Here is a 13,504-nt window from a genome sequence, read left to right as displayed (position 1 = left end):
ACGGGCGTCAGTCAACGACACACCCTGACCAACGATCAGATGATCTGAAGGAAACGGCCTAGGAGAGGCACGGCCCGGACACTCTGTCCGGGCCTCTCGTCTCCTGCTTCGCGCCCCGAGCCGGGCCGTCTGAGGGCGACCAACGACGACAGGAAACGACAGACAACGACAGACAGCGAGTGCTTCATCCCTGGTAACGGGGCATCGCGAAGCCCATTTGCAGGTAGGCGAGACCTGCCAGTTGTCTATGTGAATGTTCGACAAATTGCTGACGTCGGAGCCATTCGGTACGCGTGACCAAGTCGTGGCAGTGGATGTTGTTTCCGAAGCCTGGCCATCGCTTCATCCGGCCCCCATCCAAGTGGCGACCTTCTCTCACTCGGTGGACACTTGGAAGGGGCGTGCACAGCACCATTGCAGGCGGGGCGGATCGCTCTTTTCTAAGGAGGAAGCTGATGCAAGTTGCGATTATCGAGAAGAAGTCCCAGAGGGCCGTATGGGTTATCGGTCAAAGTGATGGCGCCGAAATCATTTTGCAGGAACTGACGGGCTTCGCCTCTCCGCGCTGGAATGCGCAGCCTCTTGGGGATGGGACTTACAAAATAAGTTCAAGTCACGCAAATGGGAGAGTGTGGGATGTAGTGCAGGCGTCACACGATGAGGGTGAGCGTCTCGTAATGTGGGGCTGGCATGGAGGGCCAAATCAGCGCTTCCGAATCGACGGAGAGCACATCACTGCCGTCCATTCGGGTAAAAAAATCGGAGTGACTGCCTATCAAAACGGCGCAGCGCTCATCCAGGTTAGCGACGGGCAGGCCAGCCGGTTCCGCGTGACCGCATCCTCGATAACCTCCATGCACTCGCAGAAAGTTCTCGATGTGCCGTGGGCTTCAACAGACTCCGGGGTGCAACTCTGTCAATTCGGGTTCCATGGTGGCCCCAATCAGCGATTCCTTCTCGAAGAGGTGAGTAATAGCTTCGACTATACCTATTACCGCATCGTCGCCGAGCATTCAGGGAAAGTGCTGGACGTGAAAGACGCTTCCAAGGAAAACGGCGCTCCCATAATTCAGTGGCCGTGGCACGGTGGTGAAAATCAAAAGTTCCACATCACGGGCGACCCGAATGGAGGTTTCCGCATCACGAATGTCCGGTCACGCCTGGTTTTGGACGTATCGGGGTGGGGGACAGATGACGGGGTTCCGATTATCCAATGGCAGTATCATGGTGGCGCCAATCAGCGGTGGAATCTCTAAAGCTGTGCGCTCGACGAGGACTCAGATGTGTCGAGTCAGAGCAATCCCTCGGGGGTTGAGAGCTGGCGATGCATTCGCTACTGGAAGGAAGGGGAGGTCGCCGGCACTAAGGACAGGTGGTGCTCGCGTTCCCCGACCAGGGTGACGGGAAGCCCCGAGCCGGGCCACGGGCGGCCAAGACGCCCCCCTGAGGCGCCGGGGGCGCACCAGGGCCCCTTGCGTGATCGGATCTGTCCGGATGGGAACGTGGCGAATTGTGTGCGCGGCGCCCTATTTTGCGGCGAGATAGCCGGAAGAGGAGTATGGAGAGTTAAGACAGGATGACAGTTATCGAGCGCGCCGGGCAGTATTGCAATCTGGCCCTAACTACGGTTCGGTCAACCTGACAGCACTGCTGGCCGGTACGGCAGAGCACTCGTCATCGCAGTGAGGTCGATTAGGCCGGATCGACGGTGATTAGCCATGGCAGTCGTTCCCATCATCAATACGAAGTTCGGAAAAGCGATAACCCTGCAAGAGGACCTCACTACGGTCACGCTGGCTGGCTGCTATGCCAACGAGAGGCAGGGATGGCAGGCGGAGAAGCTGGACGACGGAACTTACCGCATCAGGGATGCAACTACAGGCAGAGTCTTGGACGTCGCATTCGCATCCATGGAGGATGATGCACCAGTCATTTGCTGGGAGTGGCACGGGGGCCCCAACCAGCGGTTCCATATAGGGAATCCGGAGCCCTTCAGTAGCGGGCCCGGGGTGATCTCCGCCGTCCACTCAGGCAAGGCCCTTAGAGCCAAGGGTGGACTGGGCGTCAGCACGATTCCCGATGGGACTCCGCTTGTCCAGACGAGCAAGCAAAATGGGTCGCTCGAAAGATGGCGCATCTGGAATTCTCATATCGTTGCGGCGCACTCCGGACACGCCTTGGATGTGGTTGCCCACTCGTACGCAGAAGGCTACCCGCTGCTTCAGTACTACAGCCTGCCCGGGTGGAACACAAGTCAGCAATGGCGAATAGAGAGCGTTTACAGGAACGGGGAATGGCTTGTGCGAATCACGAGAAATGATTCGCCATGGGTTCTCGATGTCGAGCAAGCCTCAACACAAAACGAAGCCCGCCTGATTCAGTACAAGTGGCATGGTGGCCCCAATCAACTCTTCTATATGAGGCCAAGCGCGAAGAATGGTTACACATTCGAGAACATGCTGTCGCGCAAACGCATGGACGTGAAGTACGGATCAAAAGACCCGAACGCCCCAGTTCAACAGTTTCAGGCCAATAACCAATTGAACCAGGTGTGGTTGCTGTAGGAGGATCGAAAACCTTCTGCACCACGTCCGCGACCGCACGTTCCGCGAGGACGACTCCAAGATCCATGTCGGCCATCTCCCGCGCATCATGGCCGACCTGCAACCTCGCCATCGGCGTCCACCGCCAGGACGGCCACACCCACATCGCCGCCGCCCTACGCCACATCGCCCGCGACTGGCGAAGGCCCCTGGGTGCTCTGGGACTCACCGGATGAATCCGGACAGATCTCGATCATGCAAGGGACCCTGGGGGTCGCAACGCCCGATAGACGAGACCGCCACCGTTTATCTCGCCGGACTCCACCCCGCCGCCATCTTCATCTGGTCAGCAAAGCGATCCGAAGGAAACGGCCTAGAGCTGTCGGTGCCGTCCTCGGCGAAGAAGCTCGGAAAACTTCCCAGCCGTCTCGGGGACTTTCAGGCCAAGGGGAGCACGGCCAAGGCGCGGAGTGCGCCCCGGCGGCGCCCACCCGGGCCGTCGCCGGGCCCGTCCTGGCAGGTGCCGCGAGCATCTGCCGGAGGCGCATGTCAAAACGTTCATGCGGACCTTTGCGCACCCGGCCCGCAGCATCGGTCGGCGCGGGCGCCGACCGAACGAGAGCCGGCGAACCACCCGATTGATTCGGATTTTGCATATTATCCGAGCTTCGCCAAGGCCCTTGCCTTGAGCTCACGCTCTGCAGCTAGCTGGTGATGCGTCCGCTTCCCGGCCCGGGTTCCCGATGAGCCCGGCGCCGACCGGCAGCACCGGGGCCAGTCCCCGGGGCCGACGGTCAGGGAGGCGGTCAGCGAACCCGCACGTGAGGAGTGGTCATGAAGAAGGCATACGAGGCGCCGACGCTCGTCCGGCTCGGTACATTCCGGAAGGAGACGGGGCTCCTTCAGCGCTCCGGTCGCGACCGGCTGATCCTGAGCAAGAACTGACGACCGACGGTCTTGACCCGACGTCATGACTGAACTGCACGAAAGTGCGGGGACGGGCCCCGGCGACGCGCACTTCGCGGTCTTCCCGGACCGTGCGGACGCGGCCGCCGTGGCCCGCTCCTTCGCCCGCCCCGGAAGCCGGACCCTCGCGCACGCGTCGGGCCGGCCCTGGCTGGTCGGCCACTGGCACGACGACGACATCGTCACGGCGAGCGTCGGCGACGCCTCCCTCGCCGTCGTCGGCTGCTGCCCGGTCGACGCCGGCGAACTGCGGCGCCGGGCCGCACGGTTGCGTGATCTCGCGGAGCTCGACGCACCGGCCCGGTCCCTCCCCGGAAGTTTCCACCTCGTCGGCGCCCTCGACGGCCGGATCAGAGTGCAGGGCACGGCCTCCGGACTGCGGCTCGTCTTCCACGCGGAGATCGACGGCGTGCGCGTGGCCGCGACTCGCGCCGACACTCTGGCCGCCGTCCTGGGCTCGGAGCCCGACGTGGAGGAACTGGCCGTACGGCTGCTGTGGCCCGCCCCGCACCCGCTGTTCGAGACCTCGATGTGGCGGGCGGTCACCGCCGTTCCCCCACAGGACGCCGTGCTCGTCGCCGCGGACGGGCGCACCGTACGGCACACCCGGTGGTGGACGCCGCCGGAGCCGGTCCGGCCGCTCGCCGATGCGGCTCCCCTGATCCGGACGGCACTGGAGGAGGCCGTCGGCGCGCGCACCGGGCAGGGCGGCGTGGTGAGCTGCGATCTGTCCGGGGGCCTGGACTCGACCTCCGTCTGCTTCCTGGCCGACCGCTCCCCCGCCCGTGTGGTGGCCAGTACGTGGCCCGGACGGGATCCGGGGGACACCGATCTGATCTGGGCCGAGCGGGCGATGGGGTACCTGCCTGACGTCGAGCACGTGGTCTGGGACGCCGACGCCTCGCCGCTGGTCTACGAGGACCTGCTCGGCATCGACGACCTCCTGGACGAACCCACCATCGGCGTCATGGACCGTTCCCGGGTGCTGCACCACCTGCCCGGCCTCGCCGCACGCGGCAGCAGGTTGCACCTGACCGGCATCGGGGGCGACCACGTGGCCTGGTGCTCCGAGGCGTACTACCACCGGCTGATGCGCACCCGTCCGCTGTTCGCCCTGCGCCAGTTGCGCGGGTTCCGGGCGCTGTGGCGATGGCCGCTCGGCGGCACCCTCCGCGCTCTCGCCGACTCCCGGCCGTACCGGAGGTGGCTCGCCGACGCCGCCGATGGCCTGCGTGGCCCGTTGCCCCCGTCCGTGGCGACGGGTCTCGGCTGGGGCATGACCCCGCGCCTGTTCGACTGGGTGACTCCCGAGGCCGAGCGGATGGCGCGCCGGGCACTGCTCGACGCGGCGGCGACGACCTCTCCGCTGCACCCGGACCGCGGGCTCCACACCGACCTGGAGCAGATCCGCTCGTGCACCCGCGTCATCCGGCAGTGGGACCGGATGGCGGCCCGCGCGGGCCTGCCGATGGCCTCTCCCTTCCTGGACGACCGCGTCATCGAGGCGTGCCTTTCCGTACGTCCCTGCGAGCGCGTCACGCCCTGGCGGTACAAGCCCGTCCTGAGCGCCGCGATGCGCGGGATCGTGCCCGAGGAGTGCCTGCGACGCAGCAACAAGGCCACGGGCTCCATGGACGACTCCAACGGACTGCGCGAACACCGGGCCGACCTGCTGGCCCTGTGGGAGGACTCACGGCTGGCGGAACTGGGCCTGGTGGACGGCGCCGAGCTGCGCCGCCTGGCCCGGCGGCCCGCCTCCCCGGGGCTCTCCGACGCCATCCTCTACTCCACGATCGCCGCGGAGGTGTGGCTGCGCGGGCTCGCCCGTGTCCCGCAACCCTGACCGCACGCCCCGTCACGCACGTCAGACACGTCAGAAAGGCCCCTCTATGCCCCTGCGGTTCGGCGACAACGTCTCCACGGCCGAGACCGACTACGGCACGGTTCTCCTGGACGAACAGGTCGGCTCCTATTGGGAGTTGAACCCGACGGCCACCTTGGTGGTGCGGACGCTGCTGGACGGCGGGGAGGAGGCGGACGCGGCCGCCGCCCTGGTCCGGGAGTTCGACATCGACCGCTCGCAAGCCCTCCAGGACGTCGAGACGCTCGTCCGCGACCTGCGCGCGTCGGGGCTCGCCTCATGACGACGCCCAGTGCGCTGGAGCGGCCCACCGGTGTGCCCCTGACCCGGCGCATGGCCGCCCGCCTCGTCCTGCTCCCCGCGGTCGCCCTCGCTCTGCTGCCACCCCGCCACATCCGCACGGTGCTGGGCATCCTGAGGCGCGGCGCCGCACCGGCGAGCACCGGGCAGGCCCAGAACGCACGCGACGCCATGTGCGCCGTCAGCCTGCGCTGCGCCGGGCCGAAGGGGTGCCTGCCGCGCTCCCTGGGAGCGGCACTGCTGTGCCGGCTCGGCGGAACCTGGCCGACCTGGTGCACCGGCGTACGGGTCACCCCGCCCTTCACCGCGCACGCCTGGGTCGAGGCCGATGGCCATCCCGTCGGCGAGGGAGTCCCGCAGGGCTACTTCGCCCGGCTGGTGGCCGTCGCCCCGCTGCCGGGGCCCGCCGACCGATGACCGGCGCGACGGTACCGCACGGCGGCCGGGCGGCGAATGCCGAAGCCGAGCCCGGCAAGTCCACCTCGGCGGCCGTGGTCACGATGTACCGGCTCACCGCCGGGCATCGCAGCGCCATCGCCGTCGCCGGCGTGCTGACCCTCGTCGGCTCCGCCCTGGGACTGGCCCAGCCGCTCGTCGCCAAGCAGGTCGTGGACGCGAGCGGCCGCGGACAGGTCATCTGGCCGCTGCTGGCCCTCCTGGGCACGCTCTTCGTCGTCGAGGCGGCGACGGGGGCGGCGGGGCGCTTCCTTCTGGAACGGATGGGCGAAGGCGTCGTACGCCAGCTCCGGCACGGGCTGGTGGGCCGGCTGCTCCGCCTGGAGATGAGGGAGTACGACCGCCACCGGAGCGGTGACCTCATCTCCCGGGTGACCGCCGACACCACCCTGCTGCGGGAAGTCGTCTCCCAGGCCCTGGTCGATCTCGTGACGGGAACCCTGGTCGCGGCCGGGGCGATCGCCCTCATGGCATGGCTGGACCCGCTGCTGCTGCTTCTGGTCGTCGTGACCGTGGCGGCGTCGGCCGTGGTGGTCGCCTCGCTGCTCGCGGGCATCAGAAGCGCCTCCGAACACATGCAGGGCTCGGTCGGTGCCGTCGCCGCCGATCTGGAACGCGCCCTGAGCGCCCTGCCGATGGTCCGTGTGCACCGCGCCGAGGAGCGCGAGGCGGCCGGGATCGGCGCCCGCGTGGACGCGGCCTACGGCGCGGGGGTGCGCACAGCGAAGCTCGCCTCCGTGATGAGCTCCGCCGTCGAACTCGCCGTGCAGGGCTCCTTTCTCATCGTCCTGGTCGTCGGCGGCCTGCGTGTGGGCGGCCAGGCCGGCTCCCTCGGTGACCTCGTCGCGTTCCTCCTGTACGCCTCGTACCTGGTCCTGCCGCTGTCCTCCGTCTTCCGCGCGGTCGGCCTCATCCAGCGCGGGATGGGCGCCTACCAGCGCATCGACGAGGCGCTCCGCCTCCCCGTGGAACCCACCGCACCCCAAAAGCCGACCGGACCGACCAGGACTCCTCTTGCGGTGGGCCAGGCCGAACGGCCCGTCCTCGCCCTGCACGACGTCCACTTCGGCTACGACCCCGGGCGGCCCGTTCTCCGCGGGGTTTCGTTCGCCGTCCCCCAGCGCCGGCACGTGGCCCTGGTGGGCCGGTCCGGCGCAGGCAAGAGCACGGTGTTCGCCCTGGTCGCGAGGTTCTACGAGCCGGATGCGGGCACCTTGCTCTTCGACGGGCGGCCGGCGACCGAACTCACGCGTGGCGACTGCCGCCGGGGCATCGCCGTGGTCGACCAGAACACCCATGTAGTGCACGGCACCCTGCGCGACAACATCACCTACGCCGTGCCCGACGCCACGGAGGCCGAGATCCGGCGCGTCGTCGAACTGGCCCGGCTCGACGAGGTCGTCGACCGGCTGCCCGGCGGCCTCGCCGCCGTCATCGGTGAACACGGCGGCAACCTCTCCGGCGGCGAACGTCAACGGGTCGCCCTCGCACGCGCGTTGCTGGCCCGCCCCGCGCTGCTCCTGCTGGACGAGCCCACCTCGCACCTCGACGCGATCAACGAATCGGCGCTCACCACCGTCATGAAGGACGTCGCGCAGGAGTGCGCCCTGCTGGTCATCGCGCACCGTCTGTCCACCGTGCAGCACGCCGACCACATCGTGCTGCTGCAGGACGGCCGCACGGCCGCCGGCGGATGTCACGAGGAGTTGCTGGTCAGCAGTGCCCTCTATCGCGAGCTGGCCGCGAGCCAGATGCTCCGTGCGGGCGGGGAGCCCCGGAGCGGTTGAGGTCCGCGTTCACCGATGAGCGGCCAGCACAGCCGCGAGGCCCTCTTGCAGGTCCTTGACGAAATACTCGGGAACCTCCAGCGACGGGAAATGGCCCCCTTTTTCGGGCGACCTCCATCGGACGATCTGCCGGTACCGCTCCTGCGCCCAGGGGCGCGGACACTTCTCGACGTCGCGGGGATACATGGTGATTGCCGACGGGACGTCGACCCGCAGGTCGGGATCGAGGGAGTTGTGGCTTTCGTAGTAGATGCGGGCCGCCGACGCTCCGGTCCGCGTCAGCCAATACAGGGTGACGTCGTCAAGAATGCGGTCCTTGGAGATCGTCTCGAACGGGCTGTCCGCCGTGTCCGACCACTCGGCGAACTTGTCGAGGATCCAGGCGAGAAGCCCAACCGGTGAGTCGACGAGCGAGTAGCCGATGGTCTGCGGCCGGGTCGCCTGCTGTTTCGCATACGCCGCCCGGTGGCGCCAGAAATGGCGGGTTTCCTCGGTCCACTGGCGCTCGACCGCCGTCAGCCCCTCCGTCGTCAGCCCGGGCGGGCCCTCGGCGAACGTGGTGTGGATGCCGAGAACGTGCGCCGGGAACCTGCCGCCGAGAACCGTGGTGATATTGCCTCCCCAGTCGCCGCCGTGGGCTGCGAACCGGCTGTAGCCGAGCCTTCCCATCAGTTCCACCCATGCGGCCGCGATCTTCTCGGTTCCCCACCCGGTGGTGGCCGGCTTGTCGCTGTAACCAAAGCCCGGCAGCGACGGGACCACGACGTGGAACGCCGGCGCGTCTGCATTCTCCGGATCCGCCAACTCGTCCACCACATCGATGAACTCAGCGATGCTGCCCGGCCAGCCGTGCGTCAAGAGCAGAGGAGTGGCGTCCGCGCGTGCGGATCGGCGGTGCAGGAAATGAATTCCCAGATCATCAATGGTCGTGCGGAACTGGCCGACACGGTCGAGGCGCTCTTCGAACGACCGCCAGTCGTACCCGGTGCGCCAGTAGTTCACGACATCGACGAGGTCGGCGAGTGGAACCCCTTGATCCCACCGGCGGGGGCCGGGCGCGGCGCGGTGGACCGTCTCGGCCTCCGGTAGTCGCGCCGCGGCCAGTCGCGCGCGCAGATCGTCGAGGTCGGCGTCGGTCGCATGGGCTTCGAACGCTTGCACGTCGCTGGTCAGACGGGGCATGAGACCTCCTGGCCATCGTGGAACCGGCTAAGACGGTTCTAGCAGCCCTCAGAGTCATGCCGCAACCCGCTAAGGTGGTTCCATGCGTGGTGGTGAGTTCCCTGACTTCCGCCTCGGCAGCGTGCTGGCGACCAGCTTCACGGGGACCCTGTCGGAGCGTTACGGCAACGCTGTGGAGCGCATCCCCACGCCGCACCGACTCGTCGACTGGCTGACGGTGAACGGCCTCGCCGTGGACTCCTGCACCACCACCCAGCTCGACCTCGCCAGGGAACTGCGGGAGTCGATTCACGCCGCCGCGACAGCGGCCGCGATCCAGGACCCTCTTCCTGCGTCCGCCGTCCAGGTCATCAACGACTGCAGCGCTCAAGGCCGGGCCACGGCCATCCTGACACCCGAGGGCAAGCGGCGATGGCGGCTCAGCTCGCCCACCCGTGTGGAAGACGCTCTCGGCGTGATCGCCGCCGACGCGATCAGCATCATCGCCGGCGAACGAGACGGAAAGCTGGCCTTGTGCGCATCACCGACCTGCCAAGCCGCCTTCTTCGACACCAGCCAGAGCCGCACCCGCAAATGGTGCGACATGAACACGTGCGGGAATCGTCAGAAGAAGGCGCGCTTCATCGCCAAGCAGCGCAACAATCCCAGGTCAGCGGAGTGATCGTTTCCGGTACGTCCGCGTGGGCCCCGGGCGGCCCGCCCCCGCCCGAGGCGACCGACGAGGGCGCACTCACAGTCCGGGCCGCGGCCCGGACCGGCGTCACCAACGGCCGGGCGTGGTCCCGGTGATCGGCTCCGACGGCCTGTCGTCCACCCCGACGGGCACGTCCCCGGCGAGCATCACGCGGTGCATGATCCGGGGATGATCGAGATGGGCGGTGTCGCCGGGGGCGAGGTGCATGGTGGCGCGGTTGTCCCAGAACGCCACACTGCCCGGCTCCCATCGGAACCGGACCGTGTACTCGGGCCGGACCGCCTGCTCCAGCAGCATCTCCAGGACCGCGCCGCTCTCGGGCCGGGAAAGGCCGTCGATCTGCTCGACGTAGTAGCCGTTGACGTACAGGATCCGCTCACCCGTCTCCGGGTGGACGCGCACCAGTGGGTGCAGCGAGGCGACCTGCCGGTCCAGCAGGTGCCGGACGTACGCGTCGTCGCCGGGCCGTGGCTGGTAGCCGACGCCGAGCCGGTGCTCGGCCCGCAGTCCGTCGACGAACCGGCGTAGCGGCGCGGACAGGCCGGCGTACGCCGCCGCCAGGTTCGACCAGGTGGTGTCACCGCCGTAGGGCGGTACGGTCTCGGCGCGCAGGATCGTCGCGGCGGGCGGGTCGACGCGGGCGCCGTGGTCGCAGTGCCAGCCGCGCAGCAGGGTGTGGCGGCGGCGCTTGAGCCACTCGTCGTGCTCCATCCCGAACCGCCCGCCCAGCTCCAGCCGGTCGGCGGTCGTCTCGATCTCGGGGAAGTCCGGGGGCGAGGCCTTGCCCCGCCGGGGCAGCACCACCGTCTCGCCGAAGCGGCGCGCGAACGCCACGTGCCCGGCGTGGTCCAGCCGCTGCCCCCGGAAGAACACCACCTTCCACCGCAGCACAGCCGCCCTGATCGCGGCGACCACGGCGTCATCGAGGTCCGCCGCCAGATCGACCCCGTCGATCTCCGCACCGATGTACCCGGCGACCGGTTTCACCTCCACCCCGGCCTCCCGCGCCGCCTCGTCCGTCGTCCGGCTGTCCGTCGTCATGAGCGCTCCGCTGGTCATGGGCGTGGTTCCCGTCCCGAAGATCGTGACAGTGATCCCCGCCGAGGGCGACCACGCCTCACCACTCGGGCACGCCTCCGGGAAAAACCGGTCGAGGCAGGCCGAGCCTCGTCGGTAGCGTCAGGCTCATGACCTTGACGGATCTGCCGGCGGGCTTCCGCGACATCGAGCAGCTCGGGTACGTCCGCCGTGTCATCCACGACCGGCTCGCCGACGACCGCGACCAGCAGGCGTGCCGCTACCTCATGCGGTTCTGGTGGCAACTGGGCATGACCTACCAGGAGGTGACGCTCGACCAGCTCAGGGCGAACCTCGGCGGGGCCGAACTGCGGCTCGTCGAGGAGCTGATCGACGCCGTGCGGACCTCCCCGGAGGCGATCGACGACTGGGTCGACGCGGTGGAGGGGGCCCTCCCCGTTGTCCAGGACCGCGGCTTCGCACAAGTCCAGACGTTGCCGGGCGGCAGGGCCCGCCCTACACCCTGAACTCGCGGATCACGGTGTTCCGGAACACCGCCCTGCCGTCGACCGTGTAGAGCGCGAGCCCTGTGTCGACCAGGTACGGGAAGGCCGCCGACGAGTGCACGTACCGGCCGTCGTCCACGAACAGCTCCACGGAGGTGCGGTCGACCAGGATGCGAGGACCCGCGTGCCCTCGACCTCCACGTCGCCGAGCGACACCGTGCGCGAGAGGTTGATCATTGCTCACCCTATCCGTGACGCTGGAGGGACGACACAGCCGCACGCACAGTCGACGGAAGGTCCGACGGTGATCAGCATCCCGACCCACACGCTCAACGACGGTACGACGCTCCCCGCCCTGGGCCTGGGCACCTGGCCGCTCGGCGACGACGAGGCGCAGCAAGCGGTGCTCTCGGCACTCGAGGCGGGCTACCGCCTGATCGACACGGCGACGAACTACCGCAACGAGACGGGGGTCGGCCGCGGCGTGGCCTCCGGGGTGGTGCCGCGTGAGGAGATCGTCGTGACGACGAAGCTCCCGGGCCGGCACCACGGCTACGAGGAGACCCTCGCCTCCTTCGAGGAGTCCCGGGCCCGCCTCGGCCTGGAGTACGTCGATCTGTACCTGATCCACTGGCCGCTGCCGCGCGTGGACCGCTACGTCGACTCGTGGAAGGCCATGATCAAGCTGCGGGAGGAGGGGCTCGTCCGCTCGATCGGCGTCTCCAACTTCACGGCCGGGCACATCGAGCGGCTGGAGAAGGAGACCGGGGTGCTGCCCTCGGTCAACCAGGTCGAGCTGCACCCCCTGCTTCCGCAGGACGACCTGCGCGCCTTCCACGCGGCCAAAGGCATCGTCACCGAGAGCTGGAGCCCGCTGGGCCGGGGAACACCCCTGCTGGAGGATCCCGCCGTGGCGCGGATCGCCGGGGCGCACGGGGTGTCGCCCGGGCAGGTCGTGCTGCGCTGGCACACACAGCTCGGGGCGGTGCCCATCCCCAAGTCGGCCAACCCCGAGCGGCAGCGCGCCAACCTCGACGTGTTCGGATTTGAACTGAGCGAGGACGAGATGCGGGCCGTCGGGGACCGGGCGCACCGGCGGGTCGGCGCCGACCCCGAGGTGCACGAGGAGTTCTGACGGGTACCCGGGGCGCGCGAGGCAGGAAGGAGCCGCAGGTGGCCGATCGGGACCGGCTGCGGGACTACCGCGGCAAACGCGACTTCGACCGGACCGGCGAGCCCCGGGGACGCGGGGCGCCGGCCGGCGACATGCCCCGGTTCGTGGTGCAGATCCACGATGCGAGCACGATGCACTTCGACTTCCGGTTGCAGGTGGACGACGTGCTGAAGTCCTGGTCGATCCCCAAGGGCCCCTCGGCGGACCCGAAGGACAAACGCCTGGCCGTGCCCACGGAGGACCATCCGCTGGAGTACGAGGAGTTCGAGGGAGTGATCCCCCGCGGTGAGTACGGTGGCGGCACGGTGATCGTCTGGGATCACGGCACGTACGAACCGCTGAGCCACGACCGCAAGGGCCGTCCCGTCGACTTCGCGCAGTCGCTGGAGCGCGGGCACGCCACGTTCCGGCTGAACGGTTCCAAGCTGCACGGCGAGTACGCCCTGACCCGGTTCCGCGGCGACCGGGGCGGTGACGGCGAGGAGGCCTGGCTGCTGGTGAAGCGGGCCGGGGGCGCGGCCCGTGCGCACGGGGCTCCGGATCCGCGTCGCGCGCGCTCGGCCAAGTCCGGCCGCACCCTCGCCCAGGTCGCGTCGGACGCGGCCGCGGCCGCGGAGTGAGCGGCGAGGGCCACCTCCTCGCGACCGGACCGGCCAGAGCTGCCGGGCCGGTCAGAACTGCGGTGTGAGCGACTGTTCGCACCAGATGGTCTTGCCCCGGGTGGTCTGCCGGCTGCCCCAGCGCTGGGTGAGCTGGGCGACCAGCAGCAGGCCGCGGCCGCCCTCGTCGTCCTGGTGGGCCCGCCGCAGGTGCGGGGAGGTGGAACTGCCGTCGGACACCTCGCAAATGAGGGTCTGGTCCCGGATCAGGCGGAGCTGGATGGGCGGGGCGCCGTACCGGATGGCGTTGGTGACCAGTTCGCTGACGACGAGTTCGGTGACGAAGGCCGTCTCGTCCAGGCCCCATGCGGTGAGCCGGTCGGTGGCGGCCTGCCGGGTGGCGGCCACCTCCGCGGGGT

General features: G+C 68.7%; 15 protein-coding genes and 1 pseudogene. 12 read left to right on the top strand and 4 right to left on the bottom strand.

The genetic code is table 11. The annotated features are described in order from the left end of the window. Positions 1 to 401: 401 nt before the first annotated feature. The 8 genes from ABT116_RS32015 to ABT116_RS31980 all read left to right on the top strand — a co-directional run bounded on the left by ABT116_RS32015 (position 402) and on the right by ABT116_RS31980 (position 7,913). Positions 402 to 1,256 (top strand): RICIN domain-containing protein, encoded by an 855-nt coding sequence (locus tag ABT116_RS32015; protein ID WP_351640935.1) that lies wholly within the window; start codon positions 402 to 404, stop codon positions 1,254 to 1,256. A gap of 462 nt (positions 1,257 to 1,718) precedes the next feature. Then, positions 1,719 to 2,564 carry an RICIN domain-containing protein gene (locus tag ABT116_RS32010; RefSeq protein WP_351640934.1) on the top strand — a complete coding sequence of 282 codons (846 nt, stop codon included), beginning with the start codon at positions 1,719 to 1,721 and terminating at the stop codon, positions 2,562 to 2,564. Between the two features lie 65 nt (positions 2,565 to 2,629). Continuing rightward, complete coding sequence (locus ABT116_RS32005) at positions 2,630 to 2,779, top strand: hypothetical protein (RefSeq protein WP_351640932.1); 150 nt, start codon at positions 2,630 to 2,632, stop codon at positions 2,777 to 2,779. Positions 2,780 to 3,377: 598 nt separating this feature from the next. After that, complete coding sequence (locus tag ABT116_RS32000) at positions 3,378 to 3,488, top strand: keywimysin-related RiPP (RefSeq protein WP_107092374.1); 111 nt, start codon at positions 3,378 to 3,380, stop codon at positions 3,486 to 3,488. Between the two features lie 25 nt (positions 3,489 to 3,513). Continuing rightward, on the top strand, positions 3,514 to 5,352 hold the full coding sequence (locus tag ABT116_RS31995; protein ID WP_351640930.1) for a lasso peptide isopeptide bond-forming cyclase: 1,839 nt from the start codon (positions 3,514 to 3,516) through the stop codon (positions 5,350 to 5,352). A gap of 46 nt (positions 5,353 to 5,398) precedes the next feature. Then, positions 5,399 to 5,653: a lasso peptide biosynthesis PqqD family chaperone gene (locus ABT116_RS31990; RefSeq protein WP_351640929.1), complete on the top strand. Its 255-nt coding sequence runs from the start codon at positions 5,399 to 5,401 to the stop codon at positions 5,651 to 5,653. After that, positions 5,650 to 6,087, top strand: a complete 438-nt coding sequence (locus tag ABT116_RS31985) for a lasso peptide biosynthesis B2 protein (protein ID WP_351640927.1) — start codon at positions 5,650 to 5,652, stop codon at positions 6,085 to 6,087. The genes ABT116_RS31990 and ABT116_RS31985 overlap by 4 nt, the downstream gene beginning before the upstream one ends. Next, the gene (locus ABT116_RS31980) at positions 6,084 to 7,913 is read left to right on the top strand and encodes an ABC transporter ATP-binding protein (RefSeq protein WP_351640926.1); all 1,830 of its coding nucleotides are present in this window, start codon (positions 6,084 to 6,086) and stop codon (positions 7,911 to 7,913) included. The genes ABT116_RS31985 and ABT116_RS31980 overlap by 4 nt, the downstream gene beginning before the upstream one ends. Positions 7,914 to 7,922: 9 nt before the next feature. On the opposite strand, the gene ABT116_RS31975 is transcribed toward ABT116_RS31980, so the two are convergent. Continuing rightward, the gene (locus tag ABT116_RS31975; protein WP_351640924.1) at positions 7,923 to 9,095 is read right to left on the bottom strand and encodes an epoxide hydrolase family protein; all 1,173 of its coding nucleotides are present in this window, start codon (positions 9,093 to 9,095) and stop codon (positions 7,923 to 7,925) included. An 82-nt stretch (positions 9,096 to 9,177) separates the two neighbouring features. Here ABT116_RS31975 and ABT116_RS31970 point away from each other — a divergent pair, with 82 nt between their 5' ends. Next, on the top strand, positions 9,178 to 9,756 hold the full coding sequence (locus ABT116_RS31970; protein ID WP_351640923.1) for a CGNR zinc finger domain-containing protein: 579 nt from the start codon (positions 9,178 to 9,180) through the stop codon (positions 9,754 to 9,756). Between the two features lie 99 nt (positions 9,757 to 9,855). Here ABT116_RS31970 and ABT116_RS31965 read toward each other — a convergent pair whose 3' ends face one another. Continuing rightward, positions 9,856 to 10,830 carry a TauD/TfdA dioxygenase family protein gene (locus ABT116_RS31965; RefSeq protein WP_351640936.1) on the bottom strand — a complete coding sequence of 325 codons (975 nt, stop codon included), beginning with the start codon at positions 10,828 to 10,830 and terminating at the stop codon, positions 9,856 to 9,858. A 146-nt stretch (positions 10,831 to 10,976) separates the two neighbouring features. On the opposite strand from ABT116_RS31965, the gene ABT116_RS31960 reads away from it, so the two are divergent. Continuing rightward, positions 10,977 to 11,333, top strand: a complete 357-nt coding sequence (locus ABT116_RS31960; protein WP_351640921.1) for a hypothetical protein — start codon at positions 10,977 to 10,979, stop codon at positions 11,331 to 11,333. On the opposite strand, the pseudogene ABT116_RS31955 reads toward ABT116_RS31960, so the two are convergent. Then, positions 11,323 to 11,487 (bottom strand): annotated as a pseudogene (locus ABT116_RS31955) (GH32 C-terminal domain-containing protein); the annotation flags it as partial. The gene ABT116_RS31960 and the pseudogene ABT116_RS31955 overlap by 11 nt on opposite strands. A 129-nt stretch (positions 11,488 to 11,616) precedes the next feature. Here ABT116_RS31955 and ABT116_RS31950 point away from each other — a divergent pair. Together ABT116_RS31950 and ABT116_RS31945 are read left to right on the top strand one after the other, a co-directional pair. Next, a complete protein-coding gene (locus ABT116_RS31950) occupies positions 11,617 to 12,447 on the top strand; it encodes an aldo/keto reductase (protein WP_351640919.1) in 831 nt (276 codons plus the stop codon). Between the two features lie 38 nt (positions 12,448 to 12,485). Beyond that, a complete protein-coding gene (locus tag ABT116_RS31945) occupies positions 12,486 to 13,106 on the top strand; it encodes a DNA polymerase ligase N-terminal domain-containing protein (protein ID WP_351640918.1) in 621 nt (206 codons plus the stop codon). Between the two features lie 51 nt (positions 13,107 to 13,157). Here ABT116_RS31945 and ABT116_RS31940 read toward each other — a convergent pair. Next, a partial coding sequence (locus ABT116_RS31940; protein WP_351640916.1) for an ATP-binding protein occupies positions 13,158 to 13,504 on the bottom strand: 347 nt, incomplete at its 5' end.

It is taken from the genome of Streptomyces sp. NPDC002130 (assembly GCF_040296465.1).
Taxonomy (GTDB): domain Bacteria; phylum Actinomycetota; class Actinomycetes; order Streptomycetales; family Streptomycetaceae; genus Streptomyces.
This window is presented reverse-complemented; position numbering and strand designations above follow the sequence as displayed.

Excerpts from the sequence above, each read along its gene's own strand:
- ABT116_RS32010 (WP_351640934.1), top strand. The coding sequence starts at position 1,719 with ATGGCAGTCGTTCCCATCATCAATACGAAGTTCGGAAAAGCGATAACC.
- ABT116_RS32005 (WP_351640932.1), top strand. The coding sequence starts at position 2,630 with ATGTCGGCCATCTCCCGCGCATCATGGCCGACCTGCAACCTCGCCATC.
- ABT116_RS32000 (WP_107092374.1), top strand. The coding sequence starts at position 3,378 with ATGAAGAAGGCATACGAGGCGCCGACGCTCGTCCGGCTCGGTACATTC.
- ABT116_RS31995 (WP_351640930.1), top strand. The coding sequence starts at position 3,514 with ATGACTGAACTGCACGAAAGTGCGGGGACGGGCCCCGGCGACGCGCAC.
- ABT116_RS31990 (WP_351640929.1), top strand. The coding sequence starts at position 5,399 with ATGCCCCTGCGGTTCGGCGACAACGTCTCCACGGCCGAGACCGACTAC.
- ABT116_RS31985 (WP_351640927.1), top strand. The coding sequence starts at position 5,650 with ATGACGACGCCCAGTGCGCTGGAGCGGCCCACCGGTGTGCCCCTGACC.
- ABT116_RS31980 (WP_351640926.1), top strand. The coding sequence starts at position 6,084 with ATGACCGGCGCGACGGTACCGCACGGCGGCCGGGCGGCGAATGCCGAA.
- ABT116_RS31975 (WP_351640924.1), bottom strand. The coding sequence starts at position 9,095 with ATGCCCCGTCTGACCAGCGACGTGCAAGCGTTCGAAGCCCATGCGACC.
- ABT116_RS31970 (WP_351640923.1), top strand. The coding sequence starts at position 9,178 with ATGCGTGGTGGTGAGTTCCCTGACTTCCGCCTCGGCAGCGTGCTGGCG.
- ABT116_RS31965 (WP_351640936.1), bottom strand. The coding sequence starts at position 10,830 with ATGACGACGGACAGCCGGACGACGGACGAGGCGGCGCGGGAGGCCGGG.
- ABT116_RS31960 (WP_351640921.1), top strand. The coding sequence starts at position 10,977 with ATGACCTTGACGGATCTGCCGGCGGGCTTCCGCGACATCGAGCAGCTC.